This is a genomic window from Streptomyces sp. NPDC033966 (assembly GCF_055575955.1).
Genome location: NZ_JBVIRQ010000026.1, coordinates 1 through 20,211, shown reverse-complemented (window position 1 = coordinate 20,211; position 20,211 = coordinate 1). Strand labels below are relative to the sequence as shown.

15 protein-coding genes and 1 pseudogene are annotated in these 20,211 nt (G+C 74.1%); 6 read left to right on the top strand and 10 right to left on the bottom strand.

The window, feature by feature from the left end:
• Positions 1-208: 208 nt before the first annotated feature.
• Positions 209-614 (bottom strand): annotated as a pseudogene (locus ACZ518_RS37625) (DUF305 domain-containing protein).
• A gap of 386 nt (positions 615-1,000) precedes the next feature.
• Between ACZ518_RS37625 and ACZ518_RS37620 the strand changes: the two are divergent.
• A complete protein-coding gene (locus ACZ518_RS37620; RefSeq protein ID WP_469117527.1) occupies positions 1,001-3,001 on the top strand; it encodes a hypothetical protein in 2,001 nt (666 codons plus the stop codon).
• A gap of 4 nt (positions 3,002-3,005) precedes the next feature.
• Complete coding sequence (locus ACZ518_RS37615; RefSeq protein WP_469117526.1) at positions 3,006-4,484, top strand: ABC transporter substrate-binding protein; 1,479 nt, start codon at positions 3,006-3,008, stop codon at positions 4,482-4,484.
• Positions 4,485-4,591: 107 nt separating this feature from the next.
• On the opposite strand, the gene ACZ518_RS37610 is transcribed toward ACZ518_RS37615, so the two are convergent.
• The 6 genes from ACZ518_RS37610 to ACZ518_RS37585 all read right to left on the bottom strand — a co-directional run bounded on the left by ACZ518_RS37610 (position 4,592) and on the right by ACZ518_RS37585 (position 13,941).
• Positions 4,592-5,491 (bottom strand): hypothetical protein, encoded by a 900-nt coding sequence (locus ACZ518_RS37610; protein ID WP_469117525.1) that lies wholly within the window; start codon positions 5,489-5,491, stop codon positions 4,592-4,594.
• Positions 5,488-6,501 (bottom strand): SPFH domain-containing protein, encoded by a 1,014-nt coding sequence (locus tag ACZ518_RS37605; RefSeq protein WP_469117524.1) that lies wholly within the window; start codon positions 6,499-6,501, stop codon positions 5,488-5,490. The genes ACZ518_RS37610 and ACZ518_RS37605 overlap by 4 nt, the downstream gene beginning before the upstream one ends.
• 145 nt (positions 6,502-6,646) lie before the next feature.
• Entirely contained in the window at positions 6,647-7,120 is a 474-nt protein-coding gene (locus tag ACZ518_RS37600) for a tRNA adenosine deaminase-associated protein (RefSeq protein WP_469117523.1), read from the bottom strand.
• Between the two features lie 240 nt (positions 7,121-7,360).
• Positions 7,361-7,945: a hypothetical protein gene (locus ACZ518_RS37595; RefSeq protein ID WP_469117522.1), complete on the bottom strand. Its 585-nt coding sequence runs from the start codon at positions 7,943-7,945 to the stop codon at positions 7,361-7,363.
• 7 nt (positions 7,946-7,952) lie between these two features.
• Positions 7,953-13,451: an nSTAND1 domain-containing NTPase gene (locus tag ACZ518_RS37590; protein ID WP_469117521.1), complete on the bottom strand. Its 5,499-nt coding sequence runs from the start codon at positions 13,449-13,451 to the stop codon at positions 7,953-7,955.
• Positions 13,452-13,482: 31 nt separating this feature from the next.
• The gene (locus tag ACZ518_RS37585; protein ID WP_469117520.1) at positions 13,483-13,941 is read right to left on the bottom strand and encodes a CU044_2847 family protein; all 459 of its coding nucleotides are present in this window, start codon (positions 13,939-13,941) and stop codon (positions 13,483-13,485) included.
• Between the two features lie 282 nt (positions 13,942-14,223).
• Between ACZ518_RS37585 and ACZ518_RS37580 the strand changes: the two genes are divergently transcribed.
• On the top strand, positions 14,224-14,763 hold the full coding sequence (locus tag ACZ518_RS37580) for an EF-hand domain-containing protein (protein WP_469117519.1): 540 nt from the start codon (positions 14,224-14,226) through the stop codon (positions 14,761-14,763).
• 12 nt (positions 14,764-14,775) lie between these two features.
• On the opposite strand, the gene ACZ518_RS37575 is transcribed toward ACZ518_RS37580, so the two are convergent.
• Positions 14,776-15,537 carry an AraC family transcriptional regulator gene (locus ACZ518_RS37575; RefSeq protein ID WP_469117518.1) on the bottom strand — a complete coding sequence of 254 codons (762 nt, stop codon included), beginning with the start codon at positions 15,535-15,537 and terminating at the stop codon, positions 14,776-14,778.
• Positions 15,538-15,619: 82 nt separating this feature from the next.
• Between ACZ518_RS37575 and ACZ518_RS37570 the strand changes: the two genes are divergently transcribed.
• Complete coding sequence (locus ACZ518_RS37570; protein WP_469117517.1) at positions 15,620-16,507, top strand: TSUP family transporter; 888 nt, start codon at positions 15,620-15,622, stop codon at positions 16,505-16,507.
• A gap of 49 nt (positions 16,508-16,556) precedes the next feature.
• On the opposite strand, the gene eno is transcribed toward ACZ518_RS37570, so the two are convergent.
• Positions 16,557-17,837 (bottom strand): phosphopyruvate hydratase, encoded by a 1,281-nt coding sequence (eno, locus tag ACZ518_RS37565; protein ID WP_469117516.1) that lies wholly within the window; start codon positions 17,835-17,837, stop codon positions 16,557-16,559.
• 182 nt (positions 17,838-18,019) lie between these two features.
• On the opposite strand from eno, the gene ACZ518_RS37560 reads away from it, so the two are divergent.
• Positions 18,020-18,442, top strand: a complete 423-nt coding sequence (locus tag ACZ518_RS37560) for a MarR family winged helix-turn-helix transcriptional regulator (protein ID WP_469117515.1) — start codon at positions 18,020-18,022, stop codon at positions 18,440-18,442.
• Between the two features lie 19 nt (positions 18,443-18,461).
• Here ACZ518_RS37560 and ACZ518_RS37555 read toward each other — a convergent pair whose 3' ends face one another.
• Positions 18,462-19,490, bottom strand: a complete 1,029-nt coding sequence (locus ACZ518_RS37555; protein ID WP_469117514.1) for an ArsR/SmtB family transcription factor — start codon at positions 19,488-19,490, stop codon at positions 18,462-18,464.
• Between the two features lie 156 nt (positions 19,491-19,646).
• Between ACZ518_RS37555 and ACZ518_RS37550 the strand changes: the two genes are divergently transcribed.
• Positions 19,647-20,021: an SH3 domain-containing protein gene (locus tag ACZ518_RS37550; protein WP_469117513.1), complete on the top strand. Its 375-nt coding sequence runs from the start codon at positions 19,647-19,649 to the stop codon at positions 20,019-20,021.
• Positions 20,022-20,211 lie beyond the last annotated feature (190 nt).

Here is a 20,211-nt window from a genome sequence, read left to right as displayed (position 1 = left end):
CGTCCTGCACAACCGGCAGTACGAAACCGTGCGTGCCCTCGTCCTCGGTCTTGCGCTCATCGCACTGGGGATCCTGGGAACCTTCCCTCCGTTCTTCCAGCTCTTCACGTAGAAGACCGCGACTTCGACCGGCATTGAACCGGGGTGCCTGTGCTGGACGGCCCCGGCACCGCGATCAGGCAGGTCCCGGTGCTGTTCCGAGAGCGGCTCAGCCCTTGCCGAGCATCTGCTCCATCCGGGTGATCTCGGCTTTCTGGATGGTGATGATCTGGTCGGCGAGCTGCTTGGCCGGCTCGTAGGCCCCCTCCTTCTTCTCCGTCTCAGCCATGCTGATCGCGCACTTGTGGTGCTCGGTCATCATGGTCAGGAACATGGTGTCGAAGGCCTTGCCGGACGTCCCGTCGAGGTTGTCCATCCGCTGATCGTCCGTCATCCCGGCCATGGGCGTGCCGTCCGTGCCGTGGTCCATGCCGTTGTTCATGGTCATTCCTTCGGGGACTTTCTCACCCCAGGACCTCAGCCAGCCGGACATGGTCTCGATCCGGGTCCTGCGCCTTCTTGATGTCCCCGGCCAGCGTCTTGACCTCGGCGGAGGCGCCGTGGCTCGCGGCCATGGCGGACATGGCCACCGCCTGGCGGTGGGCGATGCCACGGCCGGTCTCGGAGGCCAGGACCACGCGCAGGGCCCGCGGGTCGGCCAGGTGGGCGAGCCGCAGGCCGGTGCCCACCAGGTGCGGGAGCCGCCGGAGAGGAGCCGCTCGGAGTCCGACACCCCTGCGGAGCCGGAGCCGGAGCCGCAGCCCTGTGAACCGCATGAGCGTCTGCGGGCATGGGGGAGGCGACGGAACCCGGCCACGGTCTCGTCGCGGATCCCGCGGCCCCGCACGGGGCGGGCGCCGCGGAGCGGATCGATTCCAGTGTCCGAAACCCCTGTCTGACTCCGCCTCCGGATGGCAGTCTCTACTTCTCGGAAACGTCGTCCTGGGGGGGATCACGCGTGATGGAGCCGGGTACGGGCATGGGACTGCGGGGCCGCAGCGGCATCCTGTCGCTGGTCGACGCATGCCTGAAGGAGAACCCGGCGGCCGAGCGGCCCCTGACCGTACTCCTCGGCCCCGCGGGCAGCGGAGCCAGCGAGGCGCACAGCGCCCTCATGGAGCACTTCGGGCCCGACTACCCCTTCGCCTTCGTCAACTTCGACGGGGCCCAGTCCCTGCTGCCGCGCTACGCCCTCGGACTCCTGGCCCGCCAGCTCGAACGCAAACTGCCCCGCTACGGCCGTTCCCACTTCCCGCTGCTCAGCCTCGGCCTCCTCGCCTCCGACCAGGAGCTGCGCATGCGCAGCCTTCCCGACGGCCGGCGCGCGGTGCGGCGGCAGCTCGACCGGTTCCAGGAGGAGAACGAGGCCCGCCACGGCGACTACCTGGCCGCCTTCTTCGAAGTGGCCATGGGCGCGGTCGGCATGCCCGAAGGCGCCTCCACCGCCGCGCACGCCCTCTTCCAGGACGCCCTGCGGCGGGGCCGCCGCACCATGCCCGGACTGTTCGGCGGCCGGCCGGGCAGCCGGCTCACCGCCGGGGCCACGTGGTACGGACGCCACCCCATGACCCGCAGCGCGGACCCCATGGAGGCCCTCGTGGAGCTCAACCTCTGGCGCCACGAGGGCGACGAGAACGAGCAGGAGCGGCTCGACCTCGTCCTCTTCTCGGCCTTCCTGGAGGACCTCAGACGCAACACCGCCCGCAACTTCATGCCCCGCTCCTACCTGCTGCTCCTCGACAACTCCCACACCGAGTACGGCCGCCGCTTCCTCGACCTGCTGCTGCGTGCCCGGCACGACGAGACGGTCGTCGCCGGCCACGCGAGTGACCCGCTGACCGTCGTCGCCAGTTCCAACCGCTGGCTGCCCCGCTGGGGCCCGGCCACCGGCGAGTCCTGGCCCTGGCAGCTGCGGGGCCCCGACCGGGCCTCCCTGGCCGACTGGAACGCCCATCGGCCGACCCGCGACAGCGAGGACTCCTGGTGGTATCCGTTACGCCTGCGCGACCTCAACCTGGACGAGGTGCGGATCCGGATAGAACTCCAGCTCGGCGGGAACAGCGATCTGGCCCCGCTGACCCGGCTCACCCCCTTCGTGCACCGCCTCACCGGCGGACTGCCGCGCGCCGTCCACCAGGTACTCGACGTACTCCGCCAGGCCGGGCCCCCTCGGGAATCGGGCCCCCGGCAGGACCGCTGGCTGCGCACCCTGCCGGACCGGCCGCTGCGCGCCGGGGAGGACTCCGCCTCCCTCGCCGACACCGCCCTCGGGCACCTCTTGCGCGACTTCGACGGGACCCAGCGCGCCACGCTCGCCGAATGCGCGGCAGCACGGGACTTCTCCGTCGCCACCCGGCTGCTCAGCCCGGACGACTCCCTGTTCGGCGACATCCGTTCCCGCTGGCTGCTGAACGGGCCCGTCGCCGTCGTCCCCGTACTCCACCCCTGGCTGCGCCGTCTGCTGCTGTGGCGGCTTGCGGCACGTCCGGACAGATGGGAAGCCGTGCACGAACTCCTCGCCGAGTACTACCGCGGCGAGGGCAAACCGGTGCAGGAGATGTACCACCAGCTCGCCCGCGGGCGGACCGAGGAGGTCACCGCCCACCTCGCACGGCGTTTCACCGCCGTACCGGCCGCGCAGTGGATCTCCGAGCTCGACACGATCACCGCCGCGCCGAACCGCCTGCCCGCCGACAGCGGACCGCTGGAACTCCTCGCCGGGCTCGTCCAGCGCAGGCCCGGGCGCGTCATGGACATCGAGTCCGTGATCCACACCCTGGTGACCACCCGCTGGGTGTGGAGCGATCCGCTCGCCGACCCCGCCATGCGGCTGGGCGACCTGATGGCCGACAGCTATACCCAGCTGTCCCAACTGCGGAGGAACGACATCGTGGCCCTGTTCAACGAGGCGGAACGGTACCGTCACTGGCGCGATCCCCAGACCACGGGCTGGGAGGGCTGAGCGCGTGCCCAGACTCGAATGGCCCCTGCACGTCGTCCGCCGCGTCGCCCTCGCGGCAGTGGCCGCCGTCCTGCTGGTCGCCGCGTTCTGGCTGGGGGCCGGCTGGCTGCAGGAACGCCAGGCGAGATGCGGGGACGGAGTCGTCGAACAGGGACCGGACGACGAGTGCGTCGGAGTGACCGACGGCTCCTACGTCTTCGCACCGCACCTCGACGCCGTCAGCAAGAAGATCGAGGAGGAGAACCGCAGGGTCCTCGCCGACGCGGACAAGGAACCGTACGTCAGCGTCGCGTACTTCACCTCCTTCACCACCTCGGCCGAGGACAGCAACTCGGCCGAGGGAGTCCGCCACGAACTGCAGGGCGCCTACCTCGCCCAGTACCGGCACAACCAGGGCGACCTCGCCGCCACCCCCAAGATCCGCTTGCTGATCGCCAACCCGGGCAGCAGGTCCGCGCGGTGGAAGCACACCGTCGACGAGCTGATCGCCCGCAAGGACACCCCCGACCGGCTCGTCGCGGTGGCCGGCCTGGGTCCCAGTACCCAGGAGAACCTCGAGGCCATCCAGCGCCTCTCCGAGAACGGCATCGCCATGGTCGGTGCCACCATGACCGCCACGAACATCCAGGGCATCAACGGCTTCGTACGGATCGCCCCCACCAACGAGGACGAGGCGTACGCGGCCGCCGGCTACCTCAAACGGCGCGGCGTCGCCACCGCCGTCGTCCTCCAGGACGTGGCGGAGGGAAACCTCTACGCCTCGACCCTGGGCACCGCATTCACCAAGGCCTTCCAGGAAGGCGACAAGCACAGGCTCGTCTCCGAGCGGATGACCTACGACTCCTCCGTCAGCAGTGCCTGGCAGAACGAACTGCGCTACATCCCGGGGCAGCTGTGCCAGCAGCGTCCGCAGCTCGTCTACTTCGCGGGCCGCGGCAGGCACCTCACCCACTTCCTCGACGCGCTTTCCAACCGCAGCTGCACCGACCAGCAGTTCACCGTGTTCGCCGGGGACGACACGACCAACCTGAGCGCCGAGCAGCTCGCCCACGCGGCCGAGACGGGCATCGAGGTGCTCTACACGGGCCTCTCCCACCCCGACATGTACCGCTCCGCGCCCCAGGCGGTGTCCGCGCCGTCGGCGAAGAACTTCCAGCCCGGCGGGCTGCTGGACCAGTGGTTCCCGCACGACCCCCGTGCGGACGGCGGGGCGCTGATGGGCCACGACGCGGTCCTCACCGCGGCCCACGGCATCCAGATGGCCGCCCGGTGGCAGGGGCAGGTCGCCGGTGACGCGGTGGCCCGGATGTTCCACCAGATGGACGGCACCCAGCAGGTGGCCGGGGCCAGCGGCTTCATCTCCTTCCAGAACAACGGCAATCCGCGCAACAAGGCCGTCCCGATCCTGCGCCTGACCGGCAAGGGCCAGGTCGAGTTCGTCGAGGTGTCGGCGGCGGACGGCAAGCCGCCGCAGGAGCAGTGACGCCGGTCCTGCGGCCCTCCGCCGACGCAGTGGGTGCCGTATGCCGTATGCCGTATCCCGTCCTGTCTCCGGCCGCCGAGGCCCACGGGCGCCGGCGGAGGCGGGGCTCAGGTCACCAGGCGCAGGGAGGTCGCCGCGATGCCCAGGCGTACGCTCTGGCCCCACGTCAGTTCCAGGGCGTCGGCCTCCATCCCGTCGCCGAACACCACGATCCGGTCCGACTCCACGGTCAGCCGCAGCCCCTGGCCCCGCCCCAGCTCGCCGGTGACCCTCGTCGTTCCGGTCGCCGGCGACGGCCAGGCCTCGCGTACGAACCACAGGAGCCGCCGGTCGCACGGTGCGGGCAGCTCCGCCGTGCTGCCGCGCTCCAGCCACAGGGAGCGCAGCCAGCCTGTCGCACCCGTACCGGTGCCCACCAGCACCCCGGACGACGCCTGTGCCTCGCCCGGGCCCTCCTCGCCGTCGGGGCCCAGGCGGTAGCGGGCGGTCTGGTGGCCGGGCGGGCCCAGGTAGATCTCGTTCAGGGCGAGGAGGCGCTGGGTGTCGTCGGCGACGGCCTCGACCATGGTCAGCTCCTCGGTCCGGTCCCCGGCGGCGATCGCGGCGCCCAGCAGGGCGGCCGCGTCGGCGCTGCGGTGCCGGACCAGGATCCCCGGGTTGCGCCCCGGGTCGGTGTCGATCCCCACCACCGGCTGCCCGAGGAGGTACTTCGCGGTGTTGGCGACCAGGCCGTCCTGCCCGACCACGACCACCACGTCCTCCGGGCCGAACAGGAAGCGGTCCAGGTCCGCCCGCTCCACCCGGGTGGTGCGCCAGGTGAGCGGCACCGCCGCCGCCACTTCCCGCAGCGCCTGCTGCGCGCGGTCGTGGCGGCGGGCCACCTCGTCGATCGAGCGGCCCCGGCTGGAGAGGAAGAACGCGGCCTGTCCGTGCGTCCCGTGCCGCGCGAGCAGTTCCTCGTACTCGGTCGTGCGGTGCACGAGCACCGCCCGCGGGGCCAGGCTCACTGGCCCGCTCCGCCGTCCGGACGTCCCAGCCGGGCGAGGAGTCCGGTGAGGACGTCGGGGGAGAGGGTGATGCTCTCGATCCGCGGCAGGTTCTCCGCCAGCCGGGTCGCCGCCAGGGCGTGCAGCGTGCCGGGGCCGGCCTCGCCGTGCACCCGCAGCCAGGCGGCCTGGGCCTCGGCGCGCGCCGCGCCCGTCTCGCGGGCCGCCTCGGCGTCCGCGCGGGCCAGTCGGACCTTGCGGGCCGCCTCGGCCTCGGTCCGTACGGCGTCCGCCGCCGCCTTCTCCTCCGCCTCGCGGCGGGCGTTGGTGCCGCGCTGGTCGACCAGCTGTTCCTCGCGCCGGGCCAGTTCGATCTGACTGGCCAGCTCGTTCTCGGCGATGGTCCGCTCGCGCTCGACGGCGACGGCCCGCCGTTCGTACGTGGCCCGGTCCGCCTCCTGCTGGATCTGCTCGCGGGCCGGGGTGCGCAGGGCGCGCTCCACCTCGGCCTCGGGGCGTATCGCCACGACCCGTACGGCCACCACGTCGATGCCGGTGGCCGGGAGCCGGGGCTCGGCGGCGAGACCGTCGGCGACCCGCTGCCGCACGGACGCGACGCCGTCCACCAGGGCGGCGGCCAGCGGGGTCCGGGCCAGTACGTCCAGCGTGTGCTGCTGCGCGGTCTCGGTGAGGAGGGTGGCGATCTGCTCCAGGGGCGCGCCGCGCCAGCTCCCGGTGTCCGGGTCGACGGAGAAGTCGAGCCGGTCCGCGGCTGCGGCCGGGTCGCTGATCCGGTAGGTGACGGTGGCCTGCACCGTGACGTCCTGGAAGTCGGCCGTGCGGGCGTGGAAGGCCATGGCCAGCTCCCGGTCGTCGACCGGCACTTCGGAGAGCGCCGCCGACAGTGACCGGTACCAGAAGCTGAGCCCCCGGCCGTCGTGGACCAGCCGGCCGCGCTTGTGGTGGCGGATGTGGGCGGTGGGCGCGGAGCGCAAATGGCGCCAGCCGAGGCGCCGGGTGATGTCGGCCATGAGGGACCCCCTTATTTCGTCAAGGCGACGATAAGGGGGGTGCCGTCATATCGTCAAGGGGACGAAAAGGATCCGGCCCGGCCCTGGCGCCGGTTGCCGTCGCGCGGATCGGCGCCGGCTGCTGCGGCCCGCCGGGAGATACCGCTCATGTCTTCACGCGGTCGAACTCGGCGGCGAACCCGCACCGCTCCGCGATCACCCGCAGCTGGTCGTCGGGCAGGCTGTCCGGGCCGGCCAGCACGGCGGTCATCCCGTCGGCGGTGAGCCCCAGGTCGGAGACGATGCCCAGGTCCCCGACCGGGAGCGCGCCCGGCGCCTCCTCGTCGGCAGGGGCGGAGCCCAAGACGTCCAGTGCCTGCGCGGCGAGCGTGTGCCGGCGCGCTGCCCGCGCGTCCGACAGCAGCAGGGCCGTCCCGTCCGGCGTGACGCGCAGGATCAGGAAGAACGACTCGTCCGCGTTGAAGAACCCGAACGACGTGTCCGAGGTCCCCGCGCCGCGTACCGCGGCGACCGCCTCGGCCAGGCCCGTGAGCGCGGTGCGGTCCAGTCGGGTGCACTGCCGGCGGCCGTCCTGGTGGGTTACGGCGACCGCGTACCGGTGGTTCCTTCGTTCTGTCACGGCCCCACAGGTGCCCCGTCGGGGCCTCCGATAGCCATGGGACGGCCCGCCGTGGCCCACACGGAGCAAGCGGAGTTCCGTCTCCGCGTACGGACGAGCGGGCCCTCCTGGGGCAGGAGGGCCCGCTCCGGGCGGCGGTTCGGGGGAGCCATCGCTTGTGCCCGTGGAGGTGGTAGGCGCGGTTCTGCTTCCCGGACCGGGGTGCGGACACTTCCCTGTTCCCGCGCCCGCGTACCGCCGTCAGCGCGCCACCGGACCGCGGGGCCTGACGGACCCGCGGCGTCCGGGGACGACGGCGAGGCGGGTCCAGACCAGCCAGTCCTGGGTGGAGTCGCCGTCGGCGTCCACCTCCACGTACAGCGTCCGGGCGGCGGGGCCGGCGAAGCGGGAGAGGTCGACGGCCAAGGCGTCCAGGCGGCCGGTGTAGCGCTTGGCGACCTCGGTGAGCAGGACGCCGTCGCAGCCGACCCTGATGAGTACCCCGTTGGTCTGCGGGGGACCCACGGGGCTGAAGAAGCCGTACTCGGCGTCGAGCCGTGTGCCGGCGGCGACCGCGGGCAGGTGGAACTCGCCGCGGATCCAGCCGTCGTCCGTCCACCGGGGGTGGGTCTCCAGTACGCGCTCGCGGCGCGAGCCGTCCTCCATCATGAGGCGGGGGACGGGGTGGATGGCGAATCCGCGCGGGTCGTTGCGGGATCCGCCGAAGGGGAGGCGGCCGGCACCGCTGGACCACACGGCCCGGGGGGCTTCCTCGATCAGGTCGAGTTCCAGGTCGAGTTCCGGGTCCGGGTCCCGGTCCGGGGCCGGGTTCGGGTTCGCGGGCATCGGTCGGTCAGGCCTCCGGTGGATGCGGGGTGAGGAGCAGGGTGTAGCCGCCCGCCGGGCCGTCGCGGCGGCCTTCGACCAGCAACGTGCACTCCTCCGAGAGGGCGAGGTGGACGGGACCGACGCGGCACCGGCGCCCCTCCGGGAACCGGCCGGCCGCCAGGACCTCGCCGCCCGGGCCGTAGAGGGTGGCCGTGGGGTCCAGGTCGATGCCGCCGGCGATGACGTCGATCGTGACGCGGCCGCTCCCGCCCGCGATCCGCCACTCCCGGGAGCGCCCGGCCTGCACCGCGTCGAAGGTGCGTACTCCGGGCGGCAGATGGGGCGGGCCGCCGGCGCGGGCGGGGAGCCGCGCGGGGACGGCCGGACCGAGGGCGGAACGGGTCAGCGGTACGACGGCCGGGGGGCCGGGCTCGGGCGGTGGATTGCCGAGCGCGTCGCAGCCGGGCTCGATCAGCAGCGCCGACCGCTCGGCGCAGGTGAACCGGTGGATCCGCCGGTTCCCGTACGCCCACGCCACGAGCTCCGCCGGGCTGTGCAGGCGCCGCAGCCGGATCCCCCGCCCGGCGCAGGCCGACACGACGGCCATGCCGGAGGCGTCGGCGCAGCAGGCGAGGGCGGTCACCGCCCCGGCCCCGTCGTCGAACTCGCGTACGACCTGTCCGGTGGTCACGTCCCAGACGAGCACGACCCCGTGGTCGTCGCCGGAGACGGCGAACCGGCCGTCCGGTGAGAAGGCGACCGCGCGGACCGCCGCCGTGTGCCCGACGAGGACGCTGCGGCCGCCGTCGTCCGGGCGGCAGAGGGATACCGTGCCGTCGGCGGTGCCCACGGCCGCCACCCGGCCGTCGGGGCCGAGCGCGATGCCGAGCACCGCCGACTCGTGCCCGAAGCGCCGTACGACCGCACCCGTCCGGGTGTCCCAGACGATGCTGCTGGCGTCCTGCGAACCCGACACCGCCAGCCGTCCGTCGTCGCTCACCGCGACGGCGGCGACGGTGTGGTTGTGCGCCTCCAGGCTGCGTACGAACTCCCCCTCGGCCACGTCCCACAGGATCACCCGGTGATCGGCCGAGCCGGAGACCGCGACCGTGCCGTCGGGGGTGAGGGCGACACAGCGGACGGCCTCGGTGTGGCCGCTGAGCAGCCGGGCCTCGCCGGTGCGCAGTTCCCACACGGTCAGCGGGAGGACATCGGTGGCGCAGACCGCCCGGCCGCCGTCGGCGCTGACCGCCAGGCCGTTGGCGTCCTCGTAGCCGCGCCACCGTCCGGCCGCGGTCCGGCCGTCGAGGTCCCAGAGGGTCATGGCCCCGCCTTCGCCGCCCGCCAGGGCGAACCGCCCGTCCCTGGTCGCGGCCAGCGCGCGGGTACCGCCCGCCGTGGGCAGGACGCACAGCACGTCGCCCGTGCCCGTGTCCCACACGCCGGGCTCTGCGTTGCCGCGGGCCGTCCAGGCGCGGCGGCCGTCGGCGCTCAGCGCGGCGGCGGTGGCGGGCCTGCCCGGCCCGCCGAGCCGGTGGACCGCTCCGGTGGGGAGGTCCCAGGTGAGGGTGGCGCCGTCGTCGGTCCTCAGCAGTGCACGGCTCCCGTCGTCGTCGAGGGCCACGGCGCGCACGGCGAGTCCGGCGCCCGCCAGCGGCCGGTCCTGTTCGCCCGACGGGAGGTCCCACAGGATCACCGTGCCCTCGTCGTCGGCGGAGAGCGCGGTCCGCCCGTCGCCGCTGACCGCGAGGGCCCGGACGCGGGCCGGGTGCGAGCCCAGGCGGCGGTGCCGGCGGCCCGGGCCGGTCCAGAGGTGCAGCTGCCCGTCCGCGTCGCCCGCGAGCAGGGTCGCGGCGGTGGCGTCGGCCGCCAGGCAGGTGGCGCCGCCCCGGTGGATCCGGCGCCATTCCGGTGCGTCGGATCCACCGGGGCGGCCGACGCAGACCTCGCCCTCGGCGGTGGCCACCAGGGCGGTGGCCCCGTCGCCGCTCAGGGCCGCCGCGACGACCGCGGCGGGGTGTACGCGGCCGCCCGGATCCGGTGCGCCCGGGCCGGTGGTGTGCCGGCTGAGCACGCCGGCGGCGGACAGGGCCAGCGCCGTACGGGCGTCGCGGCTCAGCATCACGTCGGCGACGGGCCCGCGCCGCCCGCCGGGGTCCGTGAGGCGCCTGGGCGTCCCGTCGGCGGCGTCCCACAGGAACAGGGCGCCGTCCGTACAGCCGACGAGGGCGCGGCCCGCGTCGCCGCTCAGCGCGACGGCGGCCGCCGGGGCGCCGTGGCCGCCCAGTTCGAACAGGGCCCGGCCGGAGCCGGTCCGCCAGGCGGAGACGCTGTGGTCGTCCCCGGCGCACAGGACCGTCTCCCCGGTGTCGTCGAACGCCACCCCGTTGACCGCTCGCCCCACCGCGAACCGGTGGACGAGGCGCTGCCCTTCCGCGTCCCAGACGGCCACGGTACGGTCCGCCCCACCGGACACCACCCGGCGTCCGTCGGGGCTGAAGGCCACGCTCCAGACGCTCGCGGTGTGCCCCGGCGCCGGCCGGGCCGGTCCTTCGGGACGGCCGGTGCGCAGGTCCCAGACGAGTACGCCCCGGTCGGCGGAGGCGGAGGCCGCGCGGCGGCCCGCCCGGTCGACCGCCACCGCCCGGACCGGGCCCCGGTGGCCGGTCAGGGTGCGGCGCGGTCGTCCGGTGGCCGTGTCCCAGATGCGGACGGTGCCGTCCGCGGAACAGGTGGCGGTCACCTCCCCCTGCCCGCCGACCGCCACTCCGGCCACCACGTCGCGGTGCCCGGTGAGCCGGTGCAGGACCCGGCCCGTCCCGGTGTCCCGGACGACGGCCGTGCCGTCGGCGGAGGCGGAGACGGCCAGCCGGCCGTCCGGGGTCAGGGCGACCGCGAGCACGGCGTCCTGGTGGCCCTCGTACCGGCCGAGGATCCGGCCGGTCGTCACGTCCCAGCGGATGACGGTGCGGTCGTCGGAGCAGGACACCGCCACGCCCGCGTCGGCGGACAGCGCGAGTCCGCGTACCGGGCCGCTGTGTCCGCGCAGTGTCCGTACGACGCGCAGCGCGGCCGCGTCCCAGACGAGCACGTCGCGGTCCCCTCCGGCGGAGAGGAGGAGCCCGGCGCGCCGGGCGACGGCCCAGACGGGGGCGGTGTGGCCGTGGCGCAGCTCGTCGCGGAGCCCGGGCCGGTACGCGACCTCGGCCAGCGTGCGCAGGGCCGTGCTCGACGGGTGTTCCAGCCGTCCGGCGGCGAGCGCGAGCGCCAGGGCGGTGGTGGGCTCGTCGTGCTGGGCGGCGCGGGTGGCCCACAGGATGCTGCGGGACTCGTCGGCGTTGCGCCGGGCGTGCCAGGCCTCCTCCTGCGCCCGGTCGAGCCGTTCGGCGCTGGCCCGTACGTATTCCAGGGCGGGGCCGGCCATGAGCGCCGGGCGCTGCGCGCACCAGGCGCGGGCGGCCTCCGTGGTCGACTTGGGCAGCAGGAACTCCTCGCGGCGGTCGTGGCCGGTCCAGAGCTGGAACGCCGGCGCGAAGTCGGCCGCGTACCAGGCGGAGAAGGCGCGGTGGTAGCGGACCCAGTCGGTGAGCCGGGGCCAGGCTTCGATGAGCGCCTCGTGGGCGATCTCCACGGCGGGCAGGCCGCTGACCGGGTCGCCGCGCAGGACGAGGAGTCGCTCGCGTACGAAGGTCGCGATCACGGAGCGTGCGACGGGGTCCCATTCACCGAGCCAGGCGCGCCGGGCGGTGAGGGCCGTCCCGGTGGCGGAGGCGTCGCCGCCGATCTGCTCGGCGGCGACGAGGCGGACGAAGACGGCCGGGGCCGCGTCCCGTTCCTCGTCGGTGAGCTTGTCGCGCCAGGTCTCCTCGGCGGCCCGGTACACGGCCCCGGCGACCCCGTGCGCGGGGTTCACCTCCGCCGAGCCGTCCTCGTGCCCCGGGCCGGCGGCTTCCCCGGCGCCCAGGGCGAGATACCCGTCGAGGGTGAGCACGCCGGTGCCGGCGTCGCGTTTCCAGAGCTGTTTGAGCGTCAGCTCCAGCAAGGGCAGCGCGCCGGGCCTGCCCCGTACGTCGGCGATCAGGCGCTCCGCCAGCTCCGGCTGCACCCGCCGCAGCTGGAGGCGGGCGGGTTCGACGATGGCCTCGCGGAGCTCCTCCTCCGTCATGGGCAGGACGGTGACCTGGCCGCGGGTGAGGGCGTCGGCGAGGCCCCGGTGGCGCAGGGCGCGGCCGTAGAAGTCGGCCCGCAGGGCGATGACGACGGCGGCGCCGTGGTCGCGCAGCGCGAGGAGGACGTCGGTGAAGTGGTCCGCGGTCCGCTCGTCGGTGGCGGCGTACAGGCGCTCGAACTGGTCGACGAGGATCAGCAGTCCGGCGGGTACGGCCCGGGCGAGCGCGGCGGCGGCCGCGTCGGGCGGCATAGCGCCCAGCCGCTCCGGGACGGCCTCGTGCGGCAGTGGACGGGGCCCCTCCGGCGGGCCGGGGTGCGGCGGGGCGCCCGGGCCGAGCGCGGCGGCCAGGCGTACGAGGGCGGCCCGCCCCTGGTCCGTCACGGCGCCGGGCGTCCGGCCGCCCCGCCCGGCGCGGGGTTCGGAGGCGGGGCGGCCGGCGGCGAGGGAGCGGACGAGCGCGGGCAGGGGGTCGCCGCCCGCCACCATGTCGCAGCGCAGCCGGCGGCCGAGGTCGCCCGAGGTGCCGGTGAGTGCCTTGTCCAGGCCGGCGTGGAGCAGGGAGGACTTGCCCGAGCCCGAGTTGCCCACGAGGACGGCCCTGCGCTCCCCGGCCAGCGTCCGGATCAGGCGGCGTACGGCGTCGTCGCGGCCGAAGTAGAAGCGGGGGTCCTCGAAGGCGTCCAGCCCGAGGTACGGGACGTCCGGGGGCAGGCCCAGTCCGGGGCACCGGGCGCGGATCGTGGTGACCGGTCCCATGAACGCCGTACGGGTCAGCCGGAGGCCGGGGTCGGCGGAGACCGGGAAGCGTCGCATGTCGCCCGGTCCCGCGGCGACCTCGCGGACCCCGATGATGCTGGTGACCATGCCCACGGCGACGCCGCGTTCCTCGTCCCAGACGGGGGCGCCGCTGAAGCCGAAGGTCACCTGGTCGCTCTCCAGCACGTGGACCGGGTGTCCGTTCTCCGTGGTGGAGCCCGGCACGACGCGGCACCGGCCCGGAAGGCCCTCGACGGGCTTCGCCGCGGGGAAGCCGAAGGTCAGCAGCTGCCGGTCGGTGTCCGTGGCGAGGTCGCCGAGCAACAGGGCCGCGTCGGAGGGGGCTTCGGGGACGCGGAGCACGGCCACGTCCTCGCCCGTCGGGTCGCCCCACCACTCCTCGACGACGGTCCCGCGCCACCGCGCCCCGTCGGCGTGCCGGACGAGTGCGACCTCCAGGCCGGGACCGGACCCGGCGGCCGCGACCACGTGGGCGCAGGTGACGACGAGCCCGGCGGCCGCGATGAAGCCGGTGCCGTGGGTGGAGCCGTCGTCGCCGACCACGCGTACGATGCCCGCCCGGAGTCGGCCGGCCATGCTGATCCCCTCCCTCCGCCGGCTCGCCGTACTAGGGCTGCGGGGCCGGTGGTTCGGATCCGGGTTCCTGCTCCGGGACGGGATCGGCTGCGGGATCGGCTGCGGGGTCCGGGCCGGGGCCGGCGGTGTGCCCGTCGCTCCGCGCGGCGACGGAGTTCCAGACCAGCCTGACGCCGTAGTTCATCTCGCCGGCGACCTTGGTGATGACGAAGTTCCCCGCCTCCCCGCTGGCTTTGAGCCCGAAGGTGATCTCCGCCTGGTCGGGCGGCACCTCGAGTCCGCGGACGGCGTTGACGAACACCCGGGCGTGCACCGCGAGGACATGTCCGACGGCCCGCTCGAACGAATCCTGGGCGACGGCGACCCCGCCCTCCAGCCGCCCCCTGAGTCCGACCTTCTGGACGCCGGAGAACCCCGCCAGGTCCTCCTTCTCGCTCTCCAGGAACACGGTGGTCCCGTCGGAGTCCTCGAACCGCAGATAACTGGCCATCGGCTCCCCCTGTCAGCGGTAGGACCATGCTATGGAAGCCGGACCGCCCGGGGCAGGGTGGCGGACGTTCCGCCGACCGGCGCCCGGTGGTGCGACGGCGCGCACCGGGGGCGCGCACGGAGGCCGGACGCCAGTGGCGGGGGAACGTTCCGGTTCACTCGATCGGGGGGTGGGACTTGCCCTGCCGGGCGATCTTGCTCAAGGCTCTCATCCGCTCGTCCACGCCCCTCCCCACAGCGCTGCACTCCTGATCGACACGAGCGGCAGCCGGAAGGAAACACGATGTCCCACCCCGCTTCCGACTCACCGCAGCACCGCGTCTTCGCCATGCTGGACCTGGACGGCGATGGTGTCGTCACCCGTGCGGAGTACCTCGCCCGGGTGGAGCGCGTGGCGTCGGCCATGGGCCGCGATGCCGGTGACCCGGTCGTGATCGCCTCACGCGCCGCGCACGAGGCGGTCTTCGCCGACATGGACGCGGACCACGACGGCCGTGTGACCTTCGAGGAGTACCGCGGCTGGGTCGGGCGCGAGGCGTTCGAACAGTTCTGCCGGCCTGCCCTGGGCTCCCTGTTCGACATCGCCGACACCGACGCCGACGGGCGTTTGGACCGCGGGGAGTTCACCCGTCTGCGCAGGGCGGCGGGGAACGCGGAGGCCGACGCCGACGCGGCCTTCGACGCCCTCGACACCGACGGCGACGGACAGGTCGACCGTCGCGCCTACCTGGAGGGGATCAAGGACTTCGTCACCACCGGCAGTTCACCCATGGCCGCCGCGTACGGCACCGGCCGGCCCCTGCTCGACGCGCGCGGCCTCTGACCGGGCCGGCCGTCAGCGGTGCCGCAGGGAGGACGGCGGTACGTCGAAGGCGCGGGTGAACGCGTAGGAGAAGGCCGCCGGTGAGGCGTAGCCGAGCAGGGTCGCGACCTCGGTGACGGTCTTGTGGCGCAGGAGGGGGATCGAGGCGAGGAGCCGGGCCCGGGACCGCCAGGCGGCCGGGCTCGTCCCCGTCAGCTGCCGGAACCGCCTGGTGAAGACGCGTTCGCTCATGGCCGCGGCGCGGGCCCAGTCGGTGTTGCAGACCGCCAGGTCGGGGTGGGCGAGGTAGCCGCGGCACAACGTGGAGAACGGCTGCTCGTGGGGGAGGGCTACATGCAGGGGGACGGCGGAGAGCGCCGCCGTCTCCAGGAGGATCAGCGCGACCACCGCGCTGCCGCGCGGGTCCGCGGCGTAGTCCGTGCCCAGTTCGGCCGCGGCGAGCAGCAGTTCCCGCAGCAGCGCCGGGACCTCCACGACCCGGCAGGCGGTGGGCCACCACGGGACGGCGGACGGCTCGACGTAGAGGCTGGAGGTCTGGGTGTCCAGCATCCGCACCTGGTGGCGGGTCCGCGGCGGGATCAGCACCGCCCGTTCGCCCGGGACCGTCCACGCCCCGTCGTCGGTTTCCACGAGCATCGTTCCGGTCGCGGCGTACAGGAACTGCGCCCGGCGGTGCTCGTGCCAGGCGAGCAGGGTGTCCGGCGGGTAGTCGGTCGCGATCGGCAGCACCTCGGCGGGGAGGTGGTCGACCCGCGAGAGGGGGACGTTGCGCATGGACGGAGCCTATGGCCGAAACTCGAAAGGCTAGGACCGGCAGTCGATCGTCGGCGCGCGCGATCCCGGCTGGACTGGGCACATGAGTGCTGTCGTTCTTGTCGTCGTCGGGATCCTGACCGGGCTGACCACCGTGCTGTTCGGTTTCGGAGGGGGCTTCGTCACCGTCCCCGTCATCGTCTGGGCGGACGCCGCCGCGGGTCCGGCCGCGGCGACCGTCGCGGTGGCCACCTCGTCGCTGGTCATGGTCGTGGCCGCGGTGGCGGCCACCGCGGCCACGCCCCGGCCGGTGCTGCGCCGTCTGAGGGGAACCGGACCGCTGCCGGCCCTGCTCGCCGTCGGGGGGCTCGGCGGCGCCTTCGCCGCGGGCTTCGCGCCGGCCCGGCTGGTCCACTGGGGGTTCGTGGCCTATCTGGCGGTCACCGTCATCGACGTGCTCGCCCGCCCGGGGTTCCTGCGCCCGGCCTCCCCGGCCTCCCCGGCCTCCCCGGCCTCCCCGGCCTCCCCGGCCTCCCCGGCCTCCCCGGCCTCCCCGGCCTCCCCGGCCTCCCCGGCCGGTTCGGCCGCCGGCCACCGGGCGTTCCCGGTACCGGCCTGGCTCGGGATGCCCATCGGCGCGGTCGCCTCGTTCCTCGGCGTCGGCGGCAGCGTCATGACCGTGCCGCTGCTGCGGCGTTCGGGGCTCCCGATGGGCACCGCCGCGGCGCTGGCCAACCCCCTCACCGCCTGCATCAGCGCCCCCGCGTGCGCGGCCTTCCTCACCACCGCCCACGGGGCGGGCACGGGGGTGCTGCTGCCGGCCGTCGGTTCCGTCGACCTCGGTGCCGCCGCCCTGCTCCTCCTGGGTGCCCTCCCGGTCGTCGTCCTCCTGCGCCGAAGGCCCCCGCGGGTGCCGGACCGCCTCCACGCCCGGGGGTACGTGGCCCTGCTGTGCCTGGTGCTGGCCTCGATGCTGGTCCGGACACCCTGAGGGCGTCCGGGGCCCCGAAACGATGCCGGGCCGGCCCCGGGAGGGGGGCTCAGCGGCGCAGGGCTCCCGTGGCGCCCGCGTACAGGGCGCTGTCGCCCAGCTGTTCCTCGATGCGGATGAGCTGGTTGTACTTGGCGGTGCGGTCGGAGCGGGACAGCGAACCGGTCTTGATCTGGCCGCAGCCCGTGGCCACCGCCAGGTCCGCGATGGTCGTGTCCTCGGTCTCTCCCGAGCGGTGCGACATGACCACGGTGTAGCCCGCCCGGTGGGCGGTGCCGACGGTGGCCAGGGCCTCCGTCAGGGTGCCGATCTGGTTGACCTTCACCAGGACCGAGTTGGCGACGCCGGACTCGATGCCCTCGCGCAGGATGGTCTCGTTCGTGCAGAACACGTCGTCACCGGTGAGCTGGCAGCGCGCACCGACCCGGGCGGTGAGGTCCCGCCACCCCGCCAGGTCGTCCTCGGCCATCGGGTCCTCGATCGACACCACGGGGTAGGCGTCGATCAGCTTGACCAGGTAGTCGGCGTGTTCGGCGGGGGTGCGCCGGACGCCCTCCCCGGTGTAGTCGTAGACGCCGTCGCGGAAGAACTCGGACGACGCCGGGTCCATGACCAGGCCGATGTCCGTGCCCGGCCGGTAGCCCGTGCGCTCGACGGCGCCCACCACGAAGTCGAGGGCCTCCTCGGCGGTGCGCAGGGAGGGTGCGAACCCGCCCTCGTCGCCCACGCCCGTGGAGTGTCCGGCGGCGAGGAGGTCGCGGCGCAGGGTGTGGAAGATCTCGGACCCCATCCGCACGGCCTCCGCGAAGGTCTCCGCGCCGATCGGGGCGATCATGAACTCCTGGAAGTCCAGCGGATTGTCCGCGTGCGCGCCCCCGTTGACGATGTTCATCATCGGTACGGGCAGCAGCCGGGCGTCGGAGCCGCCGAGGTAGCGGTAGAGCGGCAGGCGGTGCGCGGCGGCCGCGGCCTTGGCGGCGGCCAGGGAGACCCCGAGGATCGCGTTGGCGCCGAGCCTGGACTTGGTGGGGGTGCCGTCCGCGGCGATGAGGGCGGCGTCGAGGCCGGCCTGGTCCTCGGCCTCGCGACCGTTGACGGCGGCGGCGAGCTCGGTGTTGACGTGGCGGACCGCACGGTCGACGCCCTTGCCGTGCCATCGGGCGGGATCGCCGTCGCGGAGTTCGACGGCCTCGCGGGTGCCGGTCGAAGCGCCGGAGGGAACCGCGGCCCGGCCGGTGGAACCGTCCGACAGCTCCACGTCCACCTCGACGGTGGGGTTGCCCCGGCTGTCGAGGACGCGGCGGCCGGTGACGGCGGTGATGGCGGTCATGGAAGTCCTTCCCGTTGACGCATGCGCGCGGGCTTCGGCTGCGGCGACGGTGGCGCGGGGCCCGGCAGGAAAAACTGTACAGCAATGCTGCGCAGTCCTGCTGTTCAGTTGCACTGTTCAGTTGTGCTGCACAGCTGTGCTGTGCAGTTCTGCTGTCCAGGTCTGCTGCGTTAAAGTGCGGCATGCCCATTCCGGAATCCGCCGTGGTCGCGGCCGAACTGCGCACCGCGATGGGAAAGCTCACGCGGCGCGTGAAGCTGGAGGACCAGATGCCGCTCGGCCAGGCGTCCGTACTCGGCGCGCTGGACCGCAACGGCGCGATGACGACCAGCGAACTGGCGGCGGACCAGCGTGTGCGCCCGCAGTCCATGGCCCGGGCCGTCGGACTGCTCATGGAACAGGGGCTCATCACCCGGCGGGCGCATCCGACCGACGGCCGCAAGAGCCTGGTCGAGCTCTCCGCCGCGGGACACGCGCTGCTGGAGCAGGAGCGGGGCCGCAGGGCCGACTGGCTCGCGCGGGCGATCGAAGCGGAACTGACGGGGGCGGAGCGGGAGCTCCTGGCGCGGGGGATCGACCTCGTGGAGCGGCTCGCTGCGCACTAAAGGTGTCGGGGTCCGCGACTCAGGTGGCCGCGGCGGTGTCGAGGAGGGCGAGTCCCGCCGGGCTGATGCTGTGCCGGGCGTGTTTGCGGTCGCGGGTGACCGCGATGAGGCCGGCCTGGCGCAGAACCGTCGCGTGCTCGCTCGCGCTGGCGAGGGAGACCTTCGTGTGCGCGGCGAGCTCGGTGGTCGTGCACAGGCCGTGGTCGGCGATCGCCGTCAGGACGGTGGCTCTCGTACGGCCGAGGAGTGCGATCAGGGGCGGCGGCACCGCGGCGCCGGTGTGCCGGGCGCCCGCGGACCCCGACCAGATGGCGCTCGCGGCCGGGAGGTCCCGTAACGCCGGGTAGATCAGCAGGACTTGGCGGCCCTCGGGGCGGGCGAAGAGCTGGGGCACCGGGCCGCAGAAGACCGAGGGTGCCAGGACCAGGTCCCGGCCCGCGAGGTGCAGGTCCCCGCTCGCTTGCCAGTGCCGGTACCCCGGGACCTCGAGGACGGGTGCCTTCCACCAGAGCATCGGGTGCAGGTGGCCGAAGAGCGCGGCCACACCGTTGCGGGCGGTGAGCTGTCCCAGCAGTGTCCGTTCGACGTTCAGGTGGTGCCGGATCCGGTCCCAGTACGGGGCGACGGCCACCTCGTGGCATTGCGACAGTGCCCGGGCCATCCTCTCTCCGGCGTCGCCGTCACCCTCCAGGACCCGCCCCAGCCACGGGGCTTGGCGGCGGGCCATGCCGGGGTGGAACGTGAACTCCTCGGCCAGCTGCCGGCGGGGGACGCCCCGCAGGAGGTCCACTGCTTCGTCGATGCCGGCGGCGGGGCCGGTCAGGCTGAACAGATCGACGAGCCCGCCGGGCGGCGAGGCCAGGAAGCGGGCCAGGTCCCGGCCGTCGGCCGGAACGCGGGGGCCGGTCCGGGAGCGCCAGTTGCCGAACACGGCACGGCGGTCGCGCTGCTGGAGGTTCCACAGGGCCAGTTCCGTCTCCGCGAGCGGCCCCAGCACGGTGGTACGGACCCTGGCCAGGTCGGCCGCAGTGAAATGAAGCCGAAGCATCCGCCCTCCTGAGGTCGGCGCCGCGATTCTTCCCGCGCGTCCTCGTTTCGGACCAGACCGAAACGAGTCGACGTGCCCGTACCGGCGGCCGACCCTGGAGGACGAGCGGGCGAAGTGCCCGTGGTCCGAGAACCGGTATCGATCGCAGGAGGATCCATGCGTCTTCGTAGCGTCCTTGTCACCGCGGCCCTCGGGGCGACGGTGACAGCAGGGGTGGCCATGCCCGCGCAGGCGGCTCCGGTCGGCGAGACCGCCGTCACCTGCGGGAACGTGTACTGGCCGCACCAGAACGTGGACGACGGTTCCGGGACGGTGTCCCAGTCCGGCAGCGCCGCGGTGCACACGGGCCCGTACGGGGCGTGCACCACCGTCGGATACGTGTCCCAGGGCGCGAGGGTCTACTACGACTGCTACGTGGTGAACGACTACGGCAACAAGTGGACCTGGGTCCGGGACAGCGGCGGATCCAGTCTCGGCTGGATCTACGGCGCCTACCTCAGCAATGGCGGCGCCACCACTCGCTGCCCCTGACCCCCTGACCCCCTGACGTCCCGCCGCCCACACCGCACGCGCAGGGGCCGGCCACCACCCGGTGGCCGGCCCCTGTACGACCGGCGGGTGCCGCCTACTTGGCGCCGAGGCCGGCGTCGGAGACCTCGGGCTTGCCGGCGGCCTTGAGGACCTTGTTCAGGAGCGTCAGGTCGTAGATGCCGGTCAGGTC

Excerpts from the sequence above, each read along its gene's own strand:
- eno (WP_469117516.1), bottom strand. The coding sequence starts at position 17,837 with ATGACCGCCATCACCGCCGTCACCGGCCGCCGCGTCCTCGACAGCCGG.
- ACZ518_RS37560 (WP_469117515.1), top strand. The coding sequence starts at position 18,020 with ATGCCCATTCCGGAATCCGCCGTGGTCGCGGCCGAACTGCGCACCGCG.
- ACZ518_RS37605 (WP_469117524.1), bottom strand. The coding sequence starts at position 6,501 with ATGGCCGACATCACCCGGCGCCTCGGCTGGCGCCATTTGCGCTCCGCG.
- ACZ518_RS37580 (WP_469117519.1), top strand. The coding sequence starts at position 14,224 with ATGTCCCACCCCGCTTCCGACTCACCGCAGCACCGCGTCTTCGCCATG.
- ACZ518_RS37550 (WP_469117513.1), top strand. The coding sequence starts at position 19,647 with ATGCGTCTTCGTAGCGTCCTTGTCACCGCGGCCCTCGGGGCGACGGTG.
- ACZ518_RS37585 (WP_469117520.1), bottom strand. The coding sequence starts at position 13,941 with ATGGCCAGTTATCTGCGGTTCGAGGACTCCGACGGGACCACCGTGTTC.
- ACZ518_RS37620 (WP_469117527.1), top strand. The coding sequence starts at position 1,001 with ATGGAGCCGGGTACGGGCATGGGACTGCGGGGCCGCAGCGGCATCCTG.
- ACZ518_RS37595 (WP_469117522.1), bottom strand. The coding sequence starts at position 7,945 with ATGCCCGCGAACCCGAACCCGGCCCCGGACCGGGACCCGGACCCGGAA.
- ACZ518_RS37570 (WP_469117517.1), top strand. The coding sequence starts at position 15,620 with ATGAGTGCTGTCGTTCTTGTCGTCGTCGGGATCCTGACCGGGCTGACC.
- ACZ518_RS37575 (WP_469117518.1), bottom strand. The coding sequence starts at position 15,537 with ATGCGCAACGTCCCCCTCTCGCGGGTCGACCACCTCCCCGCCGAGGTG.
- ACZ518_RS37590 (WP_469117521.1), bottom strand. The coding sequence starts at position 13,451 with ATGGCCGGCCGACTCCGGGCGGGCATCGTACGCGTGGTCGGCGACGAC.
- ACZ518_RS37555 (WP_469117514.1), bottom strand. The coding sequence starts at position 19,490 with ATGCTTCGGCTTCATTTCACTGCGGCCGACCTGGCCAGGGTCCGTACC.